Genomic DNA, 22,158 nt, shown 5'->3' on the forward strand with positions numbered 1-22,158 from the left:
TCGACACCGCGAAGATTAGGTCCGAACTGTGACAGTAATATGACGATCGATGAACGTAGCGTGACAGCTTCCTTACTCGATGAAAGCATTCGTCATGCAGATAGCATTAGATGTGAGGAATTAGGGGAAGATAAGAGCACGGCGCCCCTTGCGCCACCAAAAACTAGCGTAGAAGAAAAGCGCCGCGGATGCAGCGCTTTTCGGTCGGATCGGTCAGGAGGTAGCCTGTTCGACGACCCGGGCAATCTCTTGCGCATGACGCACGGCTGCGTCATGTTGACTCGCCTCGACCATGACGCGCAGGACGGGCTCGGTGCCCGAGGCGCGGATCAAAACGCGGCCGCTGCCGTCGAGCGCGCGCTCCGCGTCGGCAACCGCCTGCTTGATCGCGGCGCTGCCCTTCCAATCGGCGCCGGCGCGCATGCGCACATTGATGAGCTTTTGCGGGAACAGGGACACGCCTTCGAGCAGTTGCGCGAGCGAGCGCCCACTGCGCTTGATTGCCGCGAGCACGAGGAGCGCCGAGACGATGCCGTCGCCCGTCGTATGGCGGTCCAGCGACAAAATATGGCCCGAGCCTTCGGCGCCCAGTTGCCAACCACGCTCACGCAGTTGTTCGAGGACGTAGCGATCGCCGACGGCCGCGCGCACGAACGGCACCCCTTCGCGGCCGAGCGCCACTTCGACGGCCATGTTCGTCATCAACGTCCCGACGGCGCCCGGCACCTTGCCGTCGGTCGCCATGCGGTCTCTGACGAGCACGTAAAGCAGTTCGTCGCCATTGAACAACCGGCCCGACGAATCGACGACCTGCAAACGATCGGCATCGCCGTCGAGCGCAATGCCGAGGTCCGCCCGATTGGCGCGAACCGCGCGGATCAGAGCGTCGGGCGCCGTCGCACCGACTCCGTCGTTGATGTTGAAACCGTTCGGCGCCACGCCGATCGGCACCACGTCGGCGCCCAACTCGTGAAATACGTGCGGCGCAATGTCATACGCGGCGCCATGCGCGCAATCGACGACGAGCTTGAGTCCGTGCAAATCGAAAGCCGCCGGAAAGGTGCTTTTGCAAAATTCGATATACCGGCCGGCCGCATCGTCGAGCCGGCGCGCCTTGCCCAATTGCTCGGAAGCCGCGCAAGCCAGCGGTTGTTCGAGTTGCGCCTCGATCTCCAATTCGACTTCGTCCGGCAGCTTGTTGCCGTCGGCGCTGAAAAACTTGATGCCGTTATCGTAATAGGGATTGTGCGATGCGCTGATCACGACGCCCGCCGCCAGCCGCAACGCGCGCGTCAGATAGGCGACTCCGGGCGTGGGCATCGGACCGGCCAGCATCACGTCCACGCCGGCGGCCGAAAAACCCGATTCGAGCGCAGCTTCGAGCATATAGCCGGAGACGCGCGTGTCTTTACCGATCAAGACCGTCGGCCGCGAACCGGCCTTAGCCCATCGATCCGCCTGAGCCAACACCTTCCCGGCCGCATAGCCGAGCCGGAGCACGAAATCGGGCGTGATCGGACTCTCGCCCACCTTGCCCCGAATGCCATCCGTGCCGAAATAACGACGTGCCATTGTCTACTTCCCCCGCTTTCAAACGTATTGATTGATCGGCCGCGCCTCTCGGCCGCTTATCGGCGCGCGGCGTTTTCCGCGTCGCGCACGGCCGCCCAAATTTTGAGCGCATCGACGGTTTCCGCGACATCGTGCACGCGCACGATCGCGGCGCCGCGCTCGACCGCGCAGACAGCCGCCGCCACGCTCGCGGCCACGCGCTCGGCCGGCTGCGCGCGTCCCGTCACCGCACCGAGCATCGATTTGCGCGACATGCCCGCCAGGATCGGATAAGGCGCCTGGCCCACCGCCGGCCGCGGAGCCGTCTCGCGCAGGCGCGCAAGCAGCGCATAGTTGTGCTCACGCGCCGCCTTGCCGAAACCGAATCCCGGATCGACGCTGATACGCGACCGAGCGATCCCGGCCTGCTGCAACGCTTGAACGCGCTCTTGCAGAAACGCGCGAACGTCACCGACCACATCCGCATAATCGATCTCGGACCGCTGCATCGTCTGCGGCTCTCCGAGCATATGCATGACGCAAAGGCCGCAATCGCTGTCGCGCACGGCCTCGAGCGCGCCGGGACGACGGAAACCCCAGATGTCGTTGATGAGATCGGCCCCGGCGGCGAGCGCCGCGCGCATGACCTCCGGCTTGTAGGTATCGATCGAGAGCGGGACGCCGACGCCCGCCAGCGCTTCGACCACGGGCAGCACGCGCTCGAGTTCCTCCTCGAGCGGGACGGGAGGCGCACCGGGCCGCGTCGATTCGCCGCCGATATCGATGATGTCCACACCGTCGGCCAGCATCTTCTGCGCTTGCCGCATGGCAACATCGCGAACGATATAGCGCCCGCCGTCGGAAAAGGAATCGGGTGTGACGTTGAGAATGCCCATCACGAGCGGACGCTCGAACCGCAATGTGAAGCGCCCGCAGATGAGCGGTTCGGGCAGCGCATCACGCGAGAGATCGGTAGAGGACACGAGACCAAGAAAAACGAGACGGTAACGCGCGAGTCGCGAAACCGGTAAACCAAAAAAACGGGCCGGTGCGGGGCACGCACCGGCCCGTCATCTCTATTCGCGCAACGTCACGCCGGAGCGGTTGCGCTGCCCGGCCGTACTTCCGCGCCGGAACTGCCGCTGCCGCCCGACGACACGTCGGTGCCCGGCACGCTCTTCGGCGAGCGCGGCGGGCGCCCTTCCATGATGTCGTTGATTTGGTCGGCGTCGATCGTCTCCCACTCCATCAACGCGGCCGTCATAGCCTCCACCTTGTCGCGGTTTTCCTCGAGCAGACGGCGCGCGAGGTTGTACTGATCGTCGAGCAGGCGGCGAATCTCGGCATCGACCTTTTGCTGCGTCGCCTCCGAGATCGTGCGCGTGAACCCGCGGCCGAACGGCGACGAATCGTTTTCATCGTCGACATAGACCATCGGCCCCAAGGCGTCGGTCATGCCGAAGCGTGCCACCATGGCGCGCGCCGTTTGCGTCGCCTTGTTGAAGTCGTCCGACGCGCCCGTGCTGACGAGATTCAGGAACAACTCTTCGGCGACGCGGCCGCCGAACAGAATCGCCAGACGATCGAGCAGGTATTCCTTCGAATACGTCTCGTTGTCATGCTCGGGCAACTGCCACGTGACGCCGAGCGCGCGGCCGCGCGGAATGATCGTGACCTTGTGCACGGGATCGGCCTTCGGCAGCAGCTTCGCGACGACCGCGTGACCCGATTCGTGATAAGCCGTCGCACGCTTCGCGTCTTCGCGAATGACGGCCGACTTGCGCTCGGGACCCATGAAGATCTTGTCCTTCGCATCTTCGAAATCGAGCATCTCGACGATACGCTTGCCGCGGCGAGCCGCGAACAACGCCGCCTCGTTCACGAGGTTCGCCAAATCGGCACCCGAAAAGCCCGGCGTGCCGCGTGCGATCACCGACGCATCGACGTCGTTCGCGATCGGCACCTTGCGCAAGTGCACCTTCAGAATTTGTTCGCGACCGCGAATATCGGGCAGCCCGACATAAACCTGCCGGTCGAAACGGCCCGGACGCAAGAGCGCTTTGTCGAGCACGTCCGAACGGTTCGTCGCCGCGATGACGATGACGCCCGAGTTGGCCTCGAAACCGTCCATCTCGACGAGCATTTGGTTCAGCGTCTGCTCGCGTTCGTCGTTGCCGCCGCCCATCCCGGCGCCGCGGTGACGGCCGACCGCATCGATTTCGTCGATGAAGACGATACACGGGGCATGCTTTTTCGCCTGTTCGAACATGTCGCGCACGCGCGCCGCACCGACGCCGACGAACATTTCCACGAAGTCGGAGCCGGAAATGCTGAAGAACGGCACCTTCGCCTCGCCGGCGATCGCGCGGGCAAGCAGCGTCTTACCGGTACCCGGAGGGCCGACGAGCAGCACGCCGCGCGGAATGCGCCCGCCGAGTTTCTGGAATTTCTGAGGATCGCGCAGAAAATCGACGAGTTCGGAGACTTCCTCCTTCGCTTCGTCGCACCCGGCGACATCGGTGAAATTGATGGCGTTGTTGTTTTCGTCGATGAGGCGCGCGCGCGATTTGCCGAACGAGAAGGCGCCGCCTTTGCCGCCGCCTTGCATCTGCCTCATCATGTAGAACCAGAACGCGATGATGAGCACCGTTGGCCCGAGGTAGTAGAGCGCCGACATCAGCGCGCTCGGTTCCTCATCCGCCTTGCCGCTCACCTGAACGCCGTACTTCATCAAATCGCCGACCATCCAAATGTCGCCCGGCGATACGATCTGATATTTTTGACCGTCTGCGGGAGTGACCGTCAGATTACGCCCCTGCACCACGACGCTCTTGATCTTGCCCAGCTTGGCGTCGTCCATGAATTGCGAGTACGAAACGCCTTCCTGGACTCGGGGCTTGTCGAACTGCTTGAACACCGTAAACAGTACCAGTGCGATGACCAGCCACACTGCTACCTTCGAAAACATATTGTTGTTCAAAGCCCACTCCTTCCTCATAGACGGGTGCCTACATTTACCTTGCGGCACCACCAAAGCATTCTAATCCAGTCGGCAAGCCCCTGCCATAAGGTTTCGCTACCGGCAAAATAGCGTTCCGAGGCGGCCGTCGGCGCTTTTGACGCGACGGCGGGGTCGAGACGAATCGATCGGGCCCCTTATGCGGGCCGCTTCAAAAATTTGCCCAAGATGAACGTTTCCGCCGATTTGTCCCGCGACGCCTTGGGTTTGCGCGCGGCCACCGTTTTGAATTGACGCTTGAACTTCTCGACGATCTGACTGTAGCCGCTGCCGTGAAAACATTTCACTAGCAAGGCGCCTTCCGGCTTCAGATGCGCCTGTGAAAATTCGAGTGCGAGATCGCAAATATGTTCGATCCGCGCCGCATCGGCCACCGCCACACCCGACAGATTGGGCGCCATATCGGAAATTACAAGGTCGACGCGCCGGTCGCCGACGACTTCCTCCAATTGCGTAAGCACGCTCTCTTCCCGGAAATCGCCCTGGATGAAATGGACGTCCGCGATCGGCTCCATCGGAAGAATGTCGAGCGCGATAATCGTGCCGTCGATCCCGCCCTCGCGCTCGGCGCCGCGCCGCGCGCCTTGCGCGAGCTTGTTGCGCGCGTACTGGCTCCAACTACCGGGCGCGGAGCCCAAGTCGACGATGACTTGCCCCGGCCGAATGAGCTTGTCTTGCTCGTCGATTTCCTTGAGCTTGTACGCGGCGCGCGCGCGATAACCCTCACGCTGCGCAAGCTTGACGTAAGGATCGTTGATGTGATCGTGCAACCACGATTGGTTGAAGCGGTTTTTTGCCATCGAAAAGGAATCTATTACTACGTCGGGCCGCACTTTTAGCGGATAATACGCGTTTTGCCGGCGCGCCGTCCGGTGTCGCCGGCCACCCACCCGGCCGCTCGGCTCGGTCGCGGTTCGGCCGGATTTGGGCCACGCATCGTTGGCGCAGCCGTCCCTATTTTAGTCGAGTCGTTTCTCCGTCCTATGCCTGCCCTCAAAGTCTCCCCTGCCCAGCGCGCCGACTTGCGCTCCCAAGCCCATGCGCTCAAACCGGTCGTTCTGATCGGGGCCGAAGGGCTGACAGACGCCGTGCTGGCCGAAATCAAGGTCCACCTCGCCGCGCACGAACTGATCAAGATCCGCGTTTTCGGTGACGAGCGCGAGGAGCGCGTTGCCATTTATGAAGCGATTTGCGACCAGTTGAACGCCGCGCCGATCCAGCATATCGGCAAGCTGCTCGTCATTTGGAAACCGGAAGCCGCTGAAGCCCCCGCCCCCGCCCGCAAGACCGTCGGCACGAAAGGCCGGACCGCGATGCCGACGGCGCGCGAAGCCGCGGCCGATACAGGCAAGCGCGGCGCCGCGCCGCGCGTCGTCAAGGTGGTCAAGCAATCGCCCACGGACACCGTACGGCGGCCGAAGCCGCAGAAGGTTCGCGTGCTCGGCAACGAGCGCGTGACCGCGGGCGGTTCGATCAAGCGCGCGAAGAAGCGTCAAACGGGCGCCAAGCGCCAGCACCAAACGGTGAAATAAGCCGCGGAACGCCGCTTATCGCCGGCGCACCGCGTCGGCTCACCCGCCCTCGTGGGTCTTCACGCCGGTCGGCCAGCACCTCGTAGGGGCGCCGCACCGGCCGGCAGCATCCATACCAGCACCAAGCCCAGCAACGTCTCGACGACGTAAAACAGCGTCGAAATGCCGTGCAGCAGCCCGAATCGCGCGGCGTAAGGCGAAAGCGCAAGGTCGAGCCCGTCCGCGCGCGCTTGATTGCGCAATACGTCCATGAACGGCTGCAGCCCGAAATAGCCGATCAGCACGCATACGAGCATGCCTGCGACGAGCCAACGCAGCCTGCGATACTCGAGCGCACCGCGCCGAACCAAGACATTGCCGAGCGTGAGCGACAATACGCCGCATGCCACGCCGATAAAAGCCTCGATTCGAAACAGCCGCGCCGCGACGTCGCCGGCGACCGAGCGCGCGAGCGTGGCGAAGAGCGTCGGCGCAACGAGATAGCCGATCGTCAGCGCGCTGCCCACCCAAACCAAAGCGAGCAGCCGGAATATGCGATGGGGAACCGGGGACACGAGGGGCAATCTCGCCGGTCAGACGTAACGCACCGAAATGATTTCGTACTCGCGTACGCCACCGGGTGCTTGCACGGCGGCTACATCGCCTTCGAATTTGCCGATCAAGGCGCGCGCGATCGGCGAGCTGACCGAGATGAGGCCGTGGTCGAGATCCGCTTCGTCATCGCCCACGATTTGGTACGTCACCTTTTTGCCCGAGTCGAGATCTTCGAGATCGACCGTTGCCGCGAACACCACGCGGCCTTCCGCGTCGAGCGCGGCCGGATCGATCACTTGCGCGGCCGCCAGCTTCGATTCGATTTCGGCGATACGCCCTTCGATAAAGCCCTGTTTTTCCTTCGCGGCATCGTATTCGGCGTTTTCCGACAAATCGCCCTGCGCCCGCGCCTCGGCGATCGAATTGATGACGGACGGACGCTCGACCGACTTCAAGCGCTGGAGTTCGTCGCGCAGTTGATCGGCGCCCCGCTTCGTCAAGGGAATCGTGCTCATAGACAGATCAGTAAACAAAAAACGGCAATAAAAAAGCACCGCGGTTAAGTGCATCCCGCCTCAAGAACGACTTCGACAGGACGCCGCTTAACCGCGGCATGGTGGGGTTATGATGCGACCCCAGCTTGGATGTGTGTAATCGAACGATTAGTTTAGGCGAGCATGAAGGCCTTGTAAATCATAGACTTCCAAGTTCTTCAGGTAGCGCAGACCTTCGACGGCCGCACGCGCGCCCGACATCGTCGTGTAGTAGGTCACCTTGTTCGCCTGCGCGCTCATGCGGATCGAGCGCGAATCGGCGATCGCGGCGCGCGTCTCGTCGACCGTCGTGAACACGAGCGCGATCTCGCCATTCTTGATCATGTCGACGATGTGCGGACGCCCGTCCTTCACCTTGTTGACGATCTTCACGGGCACGCCGGCCGCGGCGATCGCGGCCGCCGTACCCTTCGTTGCGACGATCGGATAACCGAGTTCGTGCAGCATCGCGGCCACTTCGACAGCCTTGGGCTTGTCGGCGTCCATCACCGTCAACAACACGGTACCCGTTTCGGGCAAGCGCGAGCCGGCGGCGAGTTGCGACTTGAACAGCGCCTCGCCGAACGACTTGCCGACACCCATGACTTCGCCGGTCGAGCGCATCTCGGGTCCCAGCACCGGATCGACGCTCGGGAACTTCACGAACGGGAACACGGCTTCCTTGACGCTGAAGTACGGCGGCTCGACTTCCTTCGTCACTTGCTGCTCGGCAAGCGATTGGCCGACCATCGCGCGCGCCGCGATCTTCGCGAGCGGCAGGCCCGTCGCCTTCGAGACGTACGGCACCGTGCGCGACGCGCGCGGATTCACTTCGAGCACGTAGATGATGTCGTCGACCTTGCCGCCCTCGCTGCGCACTTGCTGAATCGCAAATTGGACGTTCATCAAACCGACCACGTTCAGGGCCTTGGCCATCGCCGCCGTTTGACGCTTGAGTTCGGCCACCGTCGATTTAGACAGCGAGTACGGCGGCAGCGAGCAGGCGGAATCGCCCGAGTGGACGCCCGCTTGCTCGATGTGCTCCATCACGCCGCCGATGAACACGTCCTTGCCGTCGGAGATGCAATCGACGTCGCATTCGATCGCATCGTTCAAGAAGCGATCGAGCAGCACGGGCGAATCGTTCGACACCTTCACGGCTTCACGCATATAGCGTTCGAGATCGCGCGGCTCGTGCACGATTTCCATCGCGCGGCCGCCCAGCACGTACGAAGGACGGACGACGAGCGGATAGCCGATTTCATCGGCCAGCGAGAGCGCTTCGCTTTCCGCGCGCGCCGTCCGGTTCGGCGGCTGACGCAGCCCCAAGTCTTGCAAGAGCTTCTGGAAGCGCTCGCGATCCTCGGCCGCATCGATCATGTCGGGCGACGTCCCGATGATGGGCACCCCGTTGGCTTCCAAATCGAGCGCGAGCTTCAGCGGCGTTTGGCCGCCGTACTGCACGATCACGCCGAGCGGTTTTTCCTTGTCCACGATCTCGAGCACGTCTTCGAGCGTCAACGGCTCGAAATAGAGACGATCGGACGTGTCGTAGTCGGTCGAGACCGTTTCCGGGTTGCAGTTGACCATGATCGTCTCATAGCCGTCCTCGCGCATCGCGAGCGCCGCATGCACGCAGCAGTAATCGAACTCAATGCCTTGGCCGATCCGGTTCGGACCGCCGCCGAGGACCATGATTTTCTTGTTCGACGTGGGCTGCGCCTCGCACTCTTCCTCGTACGTCGAGTACATGTACGCCGTTTTCGTCGCGAATTCGGCCGCGCACGTATCGACGCGCTTGTAGACCGGGCGCACGTTCAACTCGATGCGGCGGCGGCGAACGTCGGCCGCGCTCGCGCCGAGCAGCTTGGCAAGACGGCGATCGGAGAAGCCGCCGCGCTTCAGGAACAAGAGCTCTTCCGTGGACAAGCTGGCGAGCGTGCGGCCCGTCAACTCCTTCTCCGTGTTCACGATCTCTTCGATCTGTGCGAGGAACCACGGATCGATGGCCGTCTCCTCGAATACTTCCTCGAGCGACATGCCGAGGCGGAACGCATCGCCGACATACCAGATACGCTCGGGACCGGCCTCGCCGATTTCGCGCACGACTTCGTCGCGATCGGTCGTCTTTTCATCGAGGCCGTCCACGCCGACTTCGAGACCGCGCAGCGCCTTTTGGAACGATTCCTTGAACGTGCGGCCGATCGCCATGACCTCACCCACCGACTTCATCTGCGTCGTCAGGCGCGGATCGGCTTCGCGGAACTTCTCGAAGGCGAAGCGCGGAATCTTGGTGACCACGTAATCGATCGTCGGTTCGAACGAAGCCGGCGTTTGCCCGCCCGTGATTTCGTTCTTCAGTTCGTCGAGCGTGTAGCCGCAAGCAAGCTTGGCCGCGACCTTCGCGATCGGGAAACCCGTCGCCTTCGACGCCAATGCCGACGAGCGCGAGACGCGCGGATTCATTTCGATGACGATGATGCGGCCGTCGCGCGGGTTGATCGCGAACTGCACGTTCGAGCCGCCCGTATCGACGCCGATCTCGCGCAGCACGGCCAGCGAAGCGTTCCGCAACAACTGGTATTCCTTGTCCGTCAGCGTCTGCGCCGGCGCGACCGTGATGGAATCGCCCGTATGGATCCCCATCGGGTCGAGATTTTCGATCGAGCAGACGATGATGCAGTTATCGGCGCGATCGCGCACGACCTCCATCTCGTACTCTTTCCAACCGAGCAACGACTCTTCGATGAGCAACTCGCGCGTGGGCGACAGATCGAGCCCGCGGCGGCAGATTTCCTCGAATTCTTGGCGGTTGTAGGCGATACCGCCGCCCGAGCCGCCGAGCGTGAACGACGGACGGATGACGACGGGATAACCGGGGCCACCCGTTTGCGCCATGATCTCGGCGTGCACCTTCAGTGCTTCTTCCATCGAGTGCGCGGTGCCCGACTTGGCCGAACCGAGCCCGATCTTGGTCATCGCGTCCTTGAACTTTTGGCGATCCTCGGCCTTGTCGATGGCCTCGGGCGATGCGCCGATGAGCTCGACGCCGTATTTCTCGAGCACGCCGTGGTGATGCAGATCGAGCGCGCAGTTGAGCGCCGTTTGGCCGCCCATCGTCGGCAAGATCGCGTCGGGGCGCTCCTTGTCGATGATGCGTTCGACGACTTCCCACGTGATCGGCTCGATATAGGTGACGTCGGCCGTGTTCGGGTCGGTCATGATCGTCGCCGGATTGCTGTTGACGAGGATAACCTTGTAGCCTTCCTCACGCAGCGCCTTGCAAGCTTGCGCCCCCGAGTAGTCGAACTCGCAGGCCTGGCCGATGATGATCGGCCCCGCGCCGATGATGAGGATGCTTTTGATGTCTGTCCGCTTGGGCATAACGCTCTCGCTAATGTCTTTCGTCTTTCTGATGTCTTTCTATGGGCGCCGGCGCCTGATAATCACGCAGCCGCGTTGCCGCGCTTGGCGTCCATCAGCGCCGTGAACCGGTCGAACAGGTAGCCGATATCGTGCGGCCCGGGCGACGCCTCGGGGTGACCCTGGAAGCAAAACGCCGGCTTGTCCGTCAGTTCGAAGCCTTGCAGCGTGCCGTCGAATAGCGAGATGTGCGTGACGCGCGCGTTCGCGGGCAGCGTGTTCGCGTCGACGGCGAACCCGTGATTCTGCGAGGTGATCACGACGCGGCCGTCGGCCAAATCCTTGACGGGGTGATTCGCGCCATGGTGGCCCGTCTTCATCTTGACCGTCTTGCCGCCCACGGCGAGACCCATGATCTGATGGCCGAGACAGATACCGAACGTCGGGATACCGCGCTCGATGAATTCCTTCGTGGCCGCGATGGCGTAATCGCAAGGCTCGGGGTCGCCCGGACCGTTCGACAGAAAGACGCCATCGGGATTGAGCGCGAGGGCCTCGGCCGCGCTTGCTTGCGCGGGCAGCACCGTCACGTGGCAGCCGCGCTCGGCGAGCATGCGCAAGATGTTGTATTTGACGCCGTAATCGAATGCGACGACGCGGTATTTCGGCGTGCGTTGCGAGCCGAAGCCCGTGCCCAAGCGCCATTCGGTCTGGGTCCATTCGTACGGCTTGGCCGTGCTGACCACCTTGGCGAGGTCCATGCCGGCCAAGCCGGGGAACGAACGAGCCAACTCGACGGCCTTGGCTTCGTCGACGCTGCCGGCCAAGATACAACCGTTTTGTGCACCCTTGTCGCGCAAGATGCGCGTGAGACGGCGCGTATCGATGCCGGCGATGGCCACGACGTTTTCGGCCTGCAGATATTCGCCGAGCGTGCGCTGCATGCGGAAGTTCGATGCGCGCGCGGGCAAATCCCGCACGATCAAGCCGGCTGCGTGGACCTTCGTCGATTCGACGTCCTCGGCGTTCACGCCGACGTTGCCGATGTGAGGATAGGTCAGCGTGACGATCTGGCGCGCGTAGCTCGGGTCGGTCAGGATCTCTTGGTAACCGGTGATCGCGGTATTGAACACGACTTCGCCGATGGTATGACCAGCCGCGCCGATGGCATAGCCGCGAAAGATCGTGCCGTCGGCGAGTGCAAGCAGAGCGGGAGGAAAAGACGGCAACACGGGGAAGCTCCTTCAGGAACACCCTGGTACCGACCTGTTTATCCGACCACGCGAACTCTGATGGCTATCGCCGCACTCGCTTTCGGCTAGGCGAAAGCAGGCGGCGTGGCGCGAGTTCGCATGCTGCTGCGACGACGCGAACGATGCTCGAGGCTTCGATCCGTTGACCGGACGGGCTCGGCGGCACGTGCTCGCGATGACGGCGCGCGGCGGATGAACGGTATGGAGGAGGTAGGCGCTAGGGTGCGGGTTGGATAGTGCAAACTTTCGAATTATAGTCGGAAATACCCCTTCCCCACAATTGGCAGTCGCCTACACGCGATGAAAAAGGGCGCCGCACAGACCGCGCGTGCAAGTTGCCGATGGGCACAGCGACGATCCTACACCCGCCGATGCGCGCCGCAACCCCCATGCGCGACCGCTCGAGCCGGCGGCCGTTTGCGACCGAAGCGCTACGCTGTTCCGCAATGAAAACGCCGTCGCTTTGCGGGCGACGGCGCGATCGAACGACACGTGCGATTGAAGCGTGCGCTTATGACTTTTGCTTGCTCTTGCGTTCGCTCTTGTCGTGGGAGTCGGCGACTTTCGACGTCTTCTGCGCGGACTTGGCCGAGTCGGCAGTCTGTCGCGCCGGTTTTGCGCTGTGTGCGGCCGTCTTGCCGATCGTGGCCCGGACGCGGCCCTTGGCCGCCTTCTCGTGCCGCGATTTGGGCTTCACGTCGTCCGCGCGCGCATCGACTCGTTCGACCTTCGCGCCTTCGGGAATCGCCGTGGCGATCTTTTGCGGACCGGGCTCGGCCGGCACGGCGGCGCCCACCGGCACGTGCAGCACGATGACTTGCCCCGGCATCGCCGTCGAGCGATGCGTCTTGTTCCATGCCTTCAGTTGGCCGAGCGACACGTGATAGCGCTCGGCGATCGCAGCCATCGTTTGCTTGCGGCGCACGCGAATGAGCATCTTGCGCGTGTCCGGCACATCGGGCTCCATCGCGAGGACCGAGCTCTCGACCACATCGGCGCTGATGTCCTCGTCATCGTCGTCGCCGCGCGGCACGACGAGCGTCGAACCGGGCTTGAGCCGCATCCCCGCGGGAATCTTGTTGACCGCCATCAGCGTTTGCGGATCGACGCCGATCTTCTCGGCCAGCGCTTGCGGACGCGTGCGCTCGGTCACCGTGTAAGTGGTCCAGGACGAAAGCTGGCCGTCGTAGCTCTTCAAGTTGTGCTCGAATGCACTGGCGTTATCGAACGGCAGCAGGATCTGCGGCTGTGTCGCGCCCACGATGACGGGCTTTTTGAACGAAGGATTCAGTGCGCGGAATTCATCCGACGTCATATTCGCGAGTTTCGCGGCCACGTCGACATCCATATCGCGCGAGGTCGTTACCGTCACGAAATACGGGTGGTTCGGAATCGAGGGCAACGTCAGACCATAGGTCTGCGGATTGATCACGATGTTCTTGACGGCCTGCAGCTTCGGCACATAGTTGCGCGTTTCGTTCGGCATGCGCAGGCTTTCGTAGTCCGTCGGCAAGCCGGCCGCCTGGTTGCGCGCGATGGCCCGCTGCACGTTGCCTTCGCCCCAGTTATACGCCGCCAGCGCCAGATACCAATCGCCGAACATATCGTGCAGACGCGAGAGATAGTCGAGCGCGGCACCGGTGGAAGCCATCACGTCGCGGCGCTCGTCCAGCCACATGTTCTGCTTCAGATTGTAGGTCCGGCCCGTACCGGGGACGAACTGCCACATGCCGGCGGCCTTCGCCACCGAGAGCGCCTGCGGGTTGTAGGCCGACTCGATGAACGGCAGCAGCGCCAGTTCGGTCGGCATGTGCCGCGACTCGAGCTCCTCGACGATGTAGTAGAGATACTTTTGCGAGCGCTCGGTCATGCGCTGCACGTAATCGGGACGCTGCGCATACCAATTGGCCTGCATGTCGACCAGATCGTTGTGCAGGTCGGGCATCTGAAAACCGCGACGGATGCGCGCCCACAGATCCGAGTCCGCCGTCGTCAACTGCTCGACGGAGGCTTTATCGACGTCGATAGTTTGTTTGGCTGCGGTAACGCGGAGGGTGTCGGTGGCGGCCGTCGGACTGGTTGGGTCGGAGGCTGAGGGCGCCGTCGGTCCTTGGCTTGCGCACGCGGCAAGCGTCAAAACCAACAGGGCGCTGAATAAAAATCGCATGAACGTCTGCTCTTCCAAAGCTGGAAATTGCAAGCGATAGTACGAAAGCAGATCGTCCGCGTCAACAAAAACTGATAAAAAATCCAGTCAAATCCGGAACTTGCCGCATTTTTTCGAAGCATCGAACGAAATTTGCGCCCCATGCAACGCATCTAACGAAAACGATTTTTCCACTCTCGCATCAAGGTAAAGGACGCGAGCCGATCCGGAACCGTTTCATGCAATTGCTCGGCGAGCGTGCGCATCACAGCCGGATCGTCGGATCTGAGGAATGGATTGACCTCGCGTTCATGCTCAATCGTCGTAGGAAGGGTCGGTACGCCGCGCGCCCGCATTGCCGTGGCTTCGTCATGCCAGGCGCGTAACCGCGCGTTATCCGGATCGCAGGCAAGCGCGAAGCGGATATTCGACAGCGTGTATTCGTGTGCGCAATGCACTTGCGCCTCCCCCGGCAGGGCCGCCAATGCGTCGAGCGATGCGAGCATCTGCGCCGGCGTCCCCTCGAACAAACGCCCGCAGCCGCATGCGAAGAGCGTATCGCCACAAAAGACGTGCGGCACGGCGGGCGCCTGCCCTGCTTGGAAGTAAGCGATATGCCCGCGCGTATGCCCGGGTACGTCGAGGACGTTCAATTCGAGATGCGGCGCCGGGATGCGCACCCGATCGCCGCCGGCCACGGCGTGCGTGACGACGGGAATCGCTTCCGCGGCGGGGCCGTAGACGGGAATAGGGGTATCGCCTACGAGTTCGGCGACGCCGCCGACATGGTCGGCGTGGTGGTGCGTGAGTAAAATAGCGGCGAGTCGCCAGCCCCGCTTCGCGAGATAGGCCCTAACGGGGGCTGCCTCGCCCGGGTCGACGGCGACTGCATCGCGCCCGTCCGATACGAGCCAGATGTAGTTGTCCGCAAACGCCGGCACCGGCACGTATTCGAGCGTATTCATAGGCGACGCACCCACCACGATGTCAGATCGACCGATTATAGACTGGCCTGCTTGGGCGGCATCGCCGCCCGGACGTTACGTGCTCGACTGGGAACAGGCGCAGCTCGACAGCGTCGTGTCGGACGTGTTCGGCTACCACGCGCTGCAATTGGGCCTGCCGCAACTGGACGCCCTGCGTGAAAACCGCATGCCCTCGCGCGCGCTCGTGCTGGACGCGGCCAGCGGTGCGAGCGCACCGTTCACCTACCCGCCTGGGCGACGGGAGAATGGCGCGCCCGGGCCCGCCGGTGTGGGCGGATCGGGCGGATCGGGCACCTTCGGCGAGCGCTATGGGCCGGCCGCTCGCACGACGCTTTGGTGCGATTTGCTCGACTTGCCGTTCGAGGCGCAAAGCGTCGATCTGCTCGTCATGCCGCACACGCTCGAATTCACACGCGATCCGCACCGGCTGCTGCGCGAGGCCGAACGCGTGCTGATGCCCGAGGGACAGCTCGTCATTCTGGGATTCAATTCGCTGAGCTTGTGGGGCGCGCGCCAGGCGTTCGGCAAAATGACGGGGCGGCCGTTCGTACCGGCCGCGCAAGACCTGATCGCCTTTACGCGGATCAAGGATTGGCTGAAGTTGCTCGGTTTCGAACTTGAACGCGGACGCTTCGGCTGCTATCGTCCGCCCCTCGATCGCGATAACTGGCTCATGCGGTTTGCCTTCATGGAAGAAGCCGGCGATCGATGGTGGCCCATTTTCGGCGCGGCTTATATGGTGACGGCGGTCAAGCGCGTGCGCGGGATGCGGCTCGTCGGCGCGATCAAGGCGAAAAAGCCTGTGTTGGCGCCGGGTCTAGCGCCGGCCGCGACGCACAAAACCCCTAACCCGAGAATATGACGTGACTGAAGCAACGCCCGAGTTCATCGAAATCTTTACCGACGGTGCCTGCAAAGGCAATCCCGGCCCCGGCGGCTGGGGCGCCCTGCTGCGTTACGGCACGCAGGAAAAAGAGCTCTTCGGCGGCGAGGCGAATACGACGAACAACCGCATGGAGATCATGGCGGTCATCGCGGCGCTGGAGGCGTTGAAGCGGCCGTGCAAAGCGATCGTCCATACCGACTCGCAATACGTGCAAAAAGGCATCAGCGAGTGGATTCACGGCTGGAAGAAGAAGAATTGGATGACGGCGGCCAAGACGCCTGTGAAAAACGCCGATCTTTGGAAGCGGCTCGATGAACTCGCGCAGCTCCATCAGATCGAATGGCGCTGGGTTAAGGGCCATGCGGGCCACCCGGAAAACGAACGCGCCGATGCGCTCGCGAATCGCGGCGTGAGCGCGCTTGCGGAAAGCTGAGCTTTCGCTACGTTTTCGAGGCGTGGCGGGATGGCTGCCGCGCCGCTTTGCACTGCTTATAGACGAGACATACGAACATGCGTCAAATCGTTCTCGACACGGAAACCACCGGTCTTAACGCACGAACGGGCGACCGCATCATCGAAATCGGCGGCGTAGAGCTCATCAACCGCCGGCTGACGGGTAACAACCTGCACTTTTACATCAACCCGGAGCGCGACAGCGATCCGGGCGCGCTTGCGGTCCACGGGCTGACGACGGAGTTCTTGAGCGACAAGCCGAAGTTCGCCGAGATCGTCGATACGCTGCGCGATTATCTGCGCGATGCGGAACTCATCATTCATAACGCGCCGTTCGACTTGGGGTTTCTCGAAGCGGAGTTCTCGCTGCTTGGATTGCCGCCGTTTCGCGAACACTATTCGAGCGTGATCGATACGCTCGTGCAGGCCAAGGCGATGTTCCCCGGCAAGCGCAATTCGCTCGACGCGCTATGCGACCGCTTTGGGATCAGCAATGCGCATCGGACGCTGCACGGCGCGTTGCTCGACTCGGAATTGCTGGCCGAAGTGTATCTAGCGATGACGCGCGGGCAGGAAAGCCTCGTCATCGACATGCTCGGCGAAGCGGCGACGCAGCAAACTTCATCGGCGGCCGCGGGCAAGACGATCTCGCTCGCGGGGCTCGCATTGCCGGTGCTGGCCGCCGACGAGGCGGAACTGCAAGCGCATGAGGCGGTGCTCAACGACCTCGATAAGGCGATGAAAGGCACGAGCGTATGGCGGCGTGAACCGGTGCCCGAGACTGCGGCCGATGCCGCCGATGCACACGCTGCGTAAAAAACGCTTTACGAGCGCAAAAGCATCTGACATAATTCGACTCTCTTCGGGTGGTTAGCTCAGCGGTAGAGCACTGCCTTCACACGGCAGGGGTCACTGGTTCGATCCCAGTACTACCCACCAGATTCATGGGTACGTAGGAAGCCCGAAGAACAAAGGCCCTCTGGCGTTAGCCGAGGGCCTTTTTCTTTTGCGGCTTGCTTGCCCTCGGTGCGGCTTTTTATGCAGCCGCCCCGGCGAGGAGACATATGGCTACTCCGTGCCCGACAACTTTTCGCAAGTGGCTACGGTCGTCCACGATGCTGAGCACAAGCCCTAATGGTTTCCGTTGGCCTAGTGTCCGAGCACTGCACCCAGGTGAAGTTCATTAGCGACGTTCTTCAAGCGTTTGTCCCGAGTCCAGATGGTGACACCGGGCTCCAAGCGCGCCGATGCCAACAACGATGTGTCCACATATCCGATTCCCCGATTGAACAAGCCTTCACGCTCAATGAGATAGAACGTTTCCTCCGGAGTCGCCACTGGCACTGCAGGCAAATCAAGCAGTGCGCTAAGCACGAACTTACGGTCACGCAAACTTCCGAGGGAAATCTCCCCTACGACGTACGGATGAATCAGGACGCGCTCCTCAGAAAGGAGCGCAACCAGCACGGGATCGGCCGCATTGAGGTGGTCGATCCAGACCGACGTGTCAACGAGGATCATTTAACGTCTTGCCGGCGACGCGGTACGCTCTTGATGCCCGGCTGGCTTCCTCCCAGATTGGCGAGGCGCTTCGCGGCCTCACGCTGGATCAAGGCCTTCAGTGCTTCGCGTACGAGGGCAGATTTTTCTTCCACGCCTGTATAGGCCTGGGCCTTGGCGATCAAGTCATCGTCAAGCGCAATGGTAGTACGCACAGGAATCTCCTCTTTGCATGCATGGATAATAGCATCATTCGATGCCGAATACGGTGCCTATGGCTCACACGCAAATATCGCGCGGCTCCCGGTCTTTCGTTGCCTTGACATGGCAGGGATCAACGGTTCGATCCCAGTACTACCCACCAGATTCATGGGTACGTAGGAAGCCGGAAGAATGCGTTGCGTCAGCTCAAAGACCGCTCGGTCGCGAACCATGTTCCCGCAGCCATCGTCGCGTCGCTTGATGCTTTCAGTGGCCTGCCGACATAGGGCAGGCTAGCCTATCGGCCACCTGAGATAAGTACCGGACAATTGCCGTCGTTCCCAAAACGCTGTCGTCCCCATCATATGCAGATTGCGGGAAAAGGGGCTCTGGTCATTTCGGTTCGGGCATAAACCCAGGCGGCCCCCACCCGGACACTAGGCAACAAGTGAGAAAACGAGATATGAACATTCTGACTTTCAGTCAGGCACGAACAGACCTTAAGCAGGTTGTTGATGCGGTGTGCGAAGACCACGAGCCGACGGTGATTACCCGTAAGCATGGAAAACATGTCGTCATGATTTCGCTCGAGGACTACAACGGTCTTCACGCGACCCTGTACCTATTGGGCACTCCGGCCAATGCGGACCGACTGCGCCGATCCGTCGCTGAGTTCCGGGCCGGCAAGACCTTCATAAAGAAATCTCAGACACGTGAAGCAGAAAAAGGCAAAAAGCAAAGCCGCAGCGGTAGCTAACTAAGCCAGAGCATCGTTCGGAAAGCACCGTCCCCACGCGGTCCTAGCCTACTTAGCCATCGAACGCCGCAAGCGGACCGAACCCGCCAAGCGATGGCGGCCATAAAGCATCGCCACCGCCCTTCCCGGATACGGCTTAACTGTCAATCACTCCACGAGCCCATCCGCCCCAGGTTCGCTTTCCCCTAACTCGGCCCCCGTCTCCGGATCATGCGTCCGATCGGACTTGAGCCGCGCCTTCATCTCGTCGAGCGTCATGCGCTCCTTCTCGCTCAACTGAACGGCTGCCGAACCATCGCCGCCGTCCACCGGAATCGGCGGATCTTCCACGAGCTCCAATCCACGCCCCTCATTCCACGGTCCGCGCTCAGGCGGCGCACCGACCGACATCTTGAAGTACGCATCCGCATACTCGGGCACCGGTGCCAATTTGCCCGGCGGGAAGTTGGCCGTAATCGAATACAAAGCCTTCTCGAACGACTTCTGATGCGAAACCTCGCGCGTCATCAAAAAGCCCAACGCGTCGCGCACGCCCGGATCATCGGAAACATTGATCAGGCGCTCGTAAATAATCTTCGCACGCGCCTCGGCGGCGATATTCGAACGCAAATCGGCGGTCGGCTCGCCGATCGTGTCGATATAGGCCGCGGTCCACGGCACGCCGGCCGAATTCGTCAGCGGGCTCCCCGCGCCGTATAGCACCTGCGTCACATGACTGTCGTTGCCTGCGCCGTTCAGCTTCCGGTAAAGCTCGGCCTGCGCATCCACGGCCTCCGCAAGCTCGCCCTTCGCGCCGCGATTGAGCATCGCCACGATCGAGCCGATGATCTCCAAATGGCTCAATTCCTCGGTTGCAATGTCGAAGAGCATATCCTTGCGCCCCGGATCCTCTTCGGTAATGGCTTGCGTAAAGTAGCGCATTGCCGCAGCCAACTCCCCTTGCGGTCCGCCGAATTGCTCCAGCAGTAAATTCGCCAGCCCAGGGTCGGTCCTACCGACTCGAACCGTGTACTGCAACCGTTTGTTGTGCACGAACATGGGACCCCCTTTGTGATCGTGGTTGAACGATATGCCGCTCGCTTTCGTCCGCAACGACCATTCCCGCCACTCCATCCAGCCGCCACGCGGACTGCATTCGATCGCCTTGACTTTCTATCTTTAGATATATATCTTTAGATACACATTCACCGACACGGGGGACCCTCCCATGCGACATCGCTTTCACGACTTCGAGCGTGCCTTCGAGCCGCTCGCCCATCACAGCCGACGCGACCGGACCGATGGCCATTCGCATTCCGCCGAATCCGGCCCTGACTTCGGTCATTGGTATGGCCGCCGCAGCGAGAGGCCGGAGCACCATCATGGTCGCTCGGACCACGGCCACGAACGGAGCCACGCTCGTCATGGGCGCCACGGCGAGCGTTCGTTCATGCACGAGCTATGGCACGCGATCGGGCGGCATCGCCATGGCCACGGCGGCGGCGGTGGATTTTGGGGTGGCCGCGGCGAGCGCGGCTTCGGCGACGACGACAGTTTCACGCGCGGCCGCAAATTCAGCGGCGAGGACCTGCAGTTGATGCTGCTGGCGTTGATCGCCGAGACGCCGCGCCACGGCTATGAACTCATCAAGGCGCTGGAAACGCGTTCGAACGGTTTCTATACGCCCAGTCCCGGAATGGTCTACCCTGCGCTGACGTATCTCGAGGAACTGGGATTCGTCACGGTTCAGCAGGAAGGCAACCGCAAGCGCTACGAGATCGCGGATGCCGGGCGCGCTCACTTGGCGGCGAATCAAGATCAGGTCGATATGCTGCTCGCCAAGCTCAGCTTCGTCGCGCACAAGATGGAATCGATGCGGCGCGCCTACGCAGCCGAAGACGATGACGACGGCGGCCGCGACGCGCGTTGGCACCCGAAGCTGCGCCAAGCGAAGTACGCGCTGAAACTCGCGTTGCTTCGGCGCCTGGACGCCGACGAGGCTGAACAACTGCGCGTCGCGGAGATCTTGCTGCGCGCCGCGGCGCAAATCGAAGGTCAGCCGGCCGCCGGTCCGGCCCCCGAAGGCAGCAACCTGTAACGCGGGGCCTCGCTCGCGCGTCTAGATGAGGTGACGACGGCTAATCTCAGTCGCCGTCCCGCCACCGGCACCTCGACAAGGATTTCAATAACAATGTATGCCCTGCCTCAAAAGCGCGAGCGAAGTCTCATCTGGCTCCTCGCGCTCGTTCAATTCACGCTCATCATGGACTTCATGGTGATGATGCCGCTCGGCCCGCAAATCATGCCGGCCTTCGACATCTCGCCGTCGAGGTTCGCGGCGGCCGTCTCGGCATACTCGTGGTGCTCGGGACTCTCCGCGTTGCTCGCCGCCACTTATATCGATCGCTTCGATCGGCGCAAGCTGCTCCTTGCCGCGTACTTGCTGTTCGCGGTGTCGAACGTCGGTTGCGCGTGCGCGACGAGCTATCCGCTGCTGCTCGCGAGTCGCGCATTCGCCGGCCTCACGGGCGGCGTCCTTGGCGCGGGTGTGATGGCCATCGTGGCCGATATCGTCCCGTTCGAGCGGCGCGGCAGCGCCACCGGCATCATCATGACCGGGTTTTCGATGGCGGCGATCGCGGGCGTCCCGGCCGGCGTCATGCTGGGCGCATACTTTCATTGGTCGGCGCCGTTCTGGCTGCTCGGCGTCCTCACGGTCACGATCGCGATCGTCACTTCGCGCATCCTGCCCTCGCTCGACGAGCACCTGAAAAACGCACAGCCAACGCTCGCCCAAACGCTCCCCGCACTCACGCGGTTGCTAACCGACGCGCGCCATCTGAGGGCCTTCGCACTGACGTTTGTCGTCATGCTTGGCCACATGCTCGTGATTCCGTTCATCTCGCCGATGCTCGTCGCGAACCACGGTATAGCCCCCAGCCGTATCTCGTGGCTTTACATGGCGGGCGGCGCGGCAACGTTCTTCACCTCGCGCGCGATCGGCCGGCTCGCCGATCGGATCGGACATCGCGCTGTGTTTAGGATCTTCGGCGTGCTGGCACTACCGCTCGTCCTCGCCATGACGCATCTTCCCGATCTGCCATTCTCGATCATGGTGCCGGGGTTCGCGTTGTTTATGATCATCTCGTCGGGACGCATCGTGCCGATGCAGGCGATTTTGACGATGGTGCCCGACGCACAGCACCGCGGCGCGTTCCTCAGCGCGAACGGCGCCGTGCAATCGCTCGGCACCGGCTGCGGCGCGTGGCTCGGTGGAGTCATGCTCTCGACCGATACGGCCGGGCACCTGGTCGGTTATGGGATCAACGGGTGGGTGTCGGTCGTACTCGCGGCGCTTGCACTCGTCTGGGTAGGATACATACGAGGCGGCTCCACGCCCAGCGCTCCCGCGGCTGGACCCAAGGCACCTTCCCCAGTACCGGAGTTGGCCGGGGAAGTCTAACG

At 62.4% G+C, this 22,158-nt stretch carries 20 protein-coding genes and 1 tRNA gene; 8 read left to right on the top strand and 13 right to left on the bottom strand.

Annotation, left to right across the window (positions count from 1 at the left end; genetic code table 11):
• Positions 1-213 precede the first annotated feature (213 nt).
• The 4 genes from glmM to DXT59_RS03820 form a co-directional block, all read right to left on the bottom strand.
• Positions 214-1,572, bottom strand: coding sequence for a phosphoglucosamine mutase (glmM, locus tag DXT59_RS03805; protein ID WP_116135608.1), 1,359 nt, complete (start codon positions 1,570-1,572; stop codon positions 214-216).
• 56 nt (positions 1,573-1,628) lie between these two features.
• The gene (gene folP / locus DXT59_RS03810) at positions 1,629-2,534 is read right to left on the bottom strand and encodes a dihydropteroate synthase (protein ID WP_205417366.1); all 906 of its coding nucleotides are present in this window, start codon (positions 2,532-2,534) and stop codon (positions 1,629-1,631) included.
• A 107-nt stretch (positions 2,535-2,641) separates the two neighbouring features.
• Positions 2,642-4,531: an ATP-dependent zinc metalloprotease FtsH gene (gene ftsH, locus DXT59_RS03815; protein ID WP_116135715.1), complete on the bottom strand. Its 1,890-nt coding sequence runs from the start codon at positions 4,529-4,531 to the stop codon at positions 2,642-2,644.
• Positions 4,532-4,707: 176 nt separating this feature from the next.
• Positions 4,708-5,370: an RlmE family RNA methyltransferase gene (locus DXT59_RS03820; RefSeq protein WP_116135609.1), complete on the bottom strand. Its 663-nt coding sequence runs from the start codon at positions 5,368-5,370 to the stop codon at positions 4,708-4,710.
• A gap of 183 nt (positions 5,371-5,553) precedes the next feature.
• Between DXT59_RS03820 and DXT59_RS03825 the strand changes: the two genes are divergently transcribed.
• Complete coding sequence (locus tag DXT59_RS03825; protein ID WP_116135610.1) at positions 5,554-6,102, top strand: YhbY family RNA-binding protein; 549 nt, start codon at positions 5,554-5,556, stop codon at positions 6,100-6,102.
• A 59-nt stretch (positions 6,103-6,161) separates the two neighbouring features.
• On the opposite strand, the gene DXT59_RS03830 is transcribed toward DXT59_RS03825, so the two are convergent.
• The 6 genes from DXT59_RS03830 to gloB form a co-directional block, all read right to left on the bottom strand.
• Positions 6,162-6,656 carry a DUF4149 domain-containing protein gene (locus DXT59_RS03830; RefSeq protein WP_116135716.1) on the bottom strand — a complete coding sequence of 165 codons (495 nt, stop codon included), beginning with the start codon at positions 6,654-6,656 and terminating at the stop codon, positions 6,162-6,164.
• An 18-nt stretch (positions 6,657-6,674) separates the two neighbouring features.
• Entirely contained in the window at positions 6,675-7,151 is a 477-nt protein-coding gene (greA, locus tag DXT59_RS03835; protein ID WP_116135611.1) for a transcription elongation factor GreA, read from the bottom strand.
• Positions 7,152-7,298: 147 nt separating this feature from the next.
• Positions 7,299-10,553 carry a carbamoyl-phosphate synthase large subunit gene (carB, locus tag DXT59_RS03840; RefSeq protein WP_116135612.1) on the bottom strand — a complete coding sequence of 1,085 codons (3,255 nt, stop codon included), beginning with the start codon at positions 10,551-10,553 and terminating at the stop codon, positions 7,299-7,301.
• A gap of 62 nt (positions 10,554-10,615) precedes the next feature.
• Positions 10,616-11,764, bottom strand: coding sequence for a glutamine-hydrolyzing carbamoyl-phosphate synthase small subunit (gene carA, locus DXT59_RS03845; protein ID WP_116135613.1), 1,149 nt, complete (start codon positions 11,762-11,764; stop codon positions 10,616-10,618).
• Between the two features lie 532 nt (positions 11,765-12,296).
• The gene (locus DXT59_RS03850) at positions 12,297-13,952 is read right to left on the bottom strand and encodes a transglycosylase SLT domain-containing protein (protein ID WP_116135717.1); all 1,656 of its coding nucleotides are present in this window, start codon (positions 13,950-13,952) and stop codon (positions 12,297-12,299) included.
• Between the two features lie 152 nt (positions 13,953-14,104).
• Positions 14,105-14,896, bottom strand: a complete 792-nt coding sequence (gene gloB / locus DXT59_RS03855; protein ID WP_116135614.1) for a hydroxyacylglutathione hydrolase — start codon at positions 14,894-14,896, stop codon at positions 14,105-14,107.
• Between the two features lie 19 nt (positions 14,897-14,915).
• On the opposite strand from gloB, the gene DXT59_RS03860 reads away from it, so the two are divergent.
• The 4 genes from DXT59_RS03860 to DXT59_RS03875 all read left to right on the top strand — a co-directional run bounded on the left by DXT59_RS03860 (position 14,916) and on the right by DXT59_RS03875 (position 17,195).
• A complete protein-coding gene (locus DXT59_RS03860; protein ID WP_116135615.1) occupies positions 14,916-15,779 on the top strand; it encodes a methyltransferase domain-containing protein in 864 nt (287 codons plus the stop codon).
• A 1-nt stretch (position 15,780) separates the two neighbouring features.
• On the top strand, positions 15,781-16,236 hold the full coding sequence (gene rnhA / locus DXT59_RS03865) for a ribonuclease HI (protein WP_116135616.1): 456 nt from the start codon (positions 15,781-15,783) through the stop codon (positions 16,234-16,236).
• A 77-nt stretch (positions 16,237-16,313) separates the two neighbouring features.
• Positions 16,314-17,072, top strand: coding sequence for a DNA polymerase III subunit epsilon (dnaQ, locus tag DXT59_RS03870; RefSeq protein WP_116135617.1), 759 nt, complete (start codon positions 16,314-16,316; stop codon positions 17,070-17,072).
• A gap of 48 nt (positions 17,073-17,120) precedes the next feature.
• Positions 17,121-17,195 (top strand) — tRNA-Val (locus DXT59_RS03875).
• A gap of 210 nt (positions 17,196-17,405) precedes the next feature.
• On the opposite strand, the gene DXT59_RS03880 is transcribed toward DXT59_RS03875, so the two are convergent.
• Both DXT59_RS03880 and DXT59_RS03885 read right to left on the bottom strand, forming a co-directional pair.
• A complete protein-coding gene (locus DXT59_RS03880) occupies positions 17,406-17,777 on the bottom strand; it encodes a type II toxin-antitoxin system VapC family toxin (RefSeq protein WP_116135618.1) in 372 nt (123 codons plus the stop codon).
• Positions 17,774-17,971 carry a type II toxin-antitoxin system VapB family antitoxin gene (locus DXT59_RS03885; RefSeq protein WP_116135619.1) on the bottom strand — a complete coding sequence of 66 codons (198 nt, stop codon included), beginning with the start codon at positions 17,969-17,971 and terminating at the stop codon, positions 17,774-17,776. The genes DXT59_RS03880 and DXT59_RS03885 overlap by 4 nt, the downstream gene beginning before the upstream one ends.
• Before the next feature lie 449 nt (positions 17,972-18,420).
• Here DXT59_RS03885 and DXT59_RS03890 point away from each other — a divergent pair, with 449 nt between their 5' ends.
• Complete coding sequence (locus tag DXT59_RS03890) at positions 18,421-18,714, top strand: type II toxin-antitoxin system Phd/YefM family antitoxin (RefSeq protein WP_116135620.1); 294 nt, start codon at positions 18,421-18,423, stop codon at positions 18,712-18,714.
• A gap of 147 nt (positions 18,715-18,861) precedes the next feature.
• Here the strand turns inward: DXT59_RS03890 and DXT59_RS03895 are convergent, their stop codons facing one another.
• The gene (locus DXT59_RS03895) at positions 18,862-19,752 is read right to left on the bottom strand and encodes a manganese catalase family protein (protein ID WP_116135718.1); all 891 of its coding nucleotides are present in this window, start codon (positions 19,750-19,752) and stop codon (positions 18,862-18,864) included.
• A 169-nt stretch (positions 19,753-19,921) separates the two neighbouring features.
• Between DXT59_RS03895 and DXT59_RS03900 the strand changes: the two genes are divergently transcribed.
• The gene (locus DXT59_RS03900) at positions 19,922-20,791 is read left to right on the top strand and encodes a PadR family transcriptional regulator (RefSeq protein ID WP_116135621.1); all 870 of its coding nucleotides are present in this window, start codon (positions 19,922-19,924) and stop codon (positions 20,789-20,791) included.
• A 93-nt stretch (positions 20,792-20,884) separates the two neighbouring features.
• Entirely contained in the window at positions 20,885-22,156 is a 1,272-nt protein-coding gene (locus DXT59_RS03905; RefSeq protein WP_116135622.1) for an MFS transporter, read from the top strand.
• Positions 22,157-22,158: the final 2 nt, after the last annotated feature.

The organism is Trinickia diaoshuihuensis, from assembly GCF_003390925.1.
Lineage (GTDB): Bacteria > Pseudomonadota > Gammaproteobacteria > Burkholderiales > Burkholderiaceae > Trinickia > Trinickia diaoshuihuensis.

What these genes read in the sequence shown, in the direction of transcription:
- DXT59_RS03880 (WP_116135618.1), bottom strand. Translation starts at nt 17,777, where the DNA reads ATGATCCTCGTTGACACGTCGGTCTGGATCGACCACCTCAATGCGGCC.
- carB (WP_116135612.1), bottom strand. Translation starts at nt 10,553, where the DNA reads ATGCCCAAGCGGACAGACATCAAAAGCATCCTCATCATCGGCGCGGGG.
- glmM (WP_116135608.1), bottom strand. Translation starts at nt 1,572, where the DNA reads ATGGCACGTCGTTATTTCGGCACGGATGGCATTCGGGGCAAGGTGGGC.
- greA (WP_116135611.1), bottom strand. Translation starts at nt 7,151, where the DNA reads ATGAGCACGATTCCCTTGACGAAGCGGGGCGCCGATCAACTGCGCGAC.
- gloB (WP_116135614.1), bottom strand. Translation starts at nt 14,896, where the DNA reads ATGAATACGCTCGAATACGTGCCGGTGCCGGCGTTTGCGGACAACTAC.
- DXT59_RS03825 (WP_116135610.1), top strand. Translation starts at nt 5,554, where the DNA reads ATGCCTGCCCTCAAAGTCTCCCCTGCCCAGCGCGCCGACTTGCGCTCC.
- DXT59_RS03890 (WP_116135620.1), top strand. Translation starts at nt 18,421, where the DNA reads ATGAACATTCTGACTTTCAGTCAGGCACGAACAGACCTTAAGCAGGTT.
- DXT59_RS03905 (WP_116135622.1), top strand. Translation starts at nt 20,885, where the DNA reads ATGTATGCCCTGCCTCAAAAGCGCGAGCGAAGTCTCATCTGGCTCCTC.
- DXT59_RS03895 (WP_116135718.1), bottom strand. Translation starts at nt 19,752, where the DNA reads ATGTTCGTGCACAACAAACGGTTGCAGTACACGGTTCGAGTCGGTAGG.
- DXT59_RS03820 (WP_116135609.1), bottom strand. Translation starts at nt 5,370, where the DNA reads ATGGCAAAAAACCGCTTCAACCAATCGTGGTTGCACGATCACATCAAC.
- DXT59_RS03860 (WP_116135615.1), top strand. Translation starts at nt 14,916, where the DNA reads ATGTCAGATCGACCGATTATAGACTGGCCTGCTTGGGCGGCATCGCCG.
- DXT59_RS03850 (WP_116135717.1), bottom strand. Translation starts at nt 13,952, where the DNA reads ATGCGATTTTTATTCAGCGCCCTGTTGGTTTTGACGCTTGCCGCGTGC.
- DXT59_RS03900 (WP_116135621.1), top strand. Translation starts at nt 19,922, where the DNA reads ATGCGACATCGCTTTCACGACTTCGAGCGTGCCTTCGAGCCGCTCGCC.
- dnaQ (WP_116135617.1), top strand. Translation starts at nt 16,314, where the DNA reads ATGCGTCAAATCGTTCTCGACACGGAAACCACCGGTCTTAACGCACGA.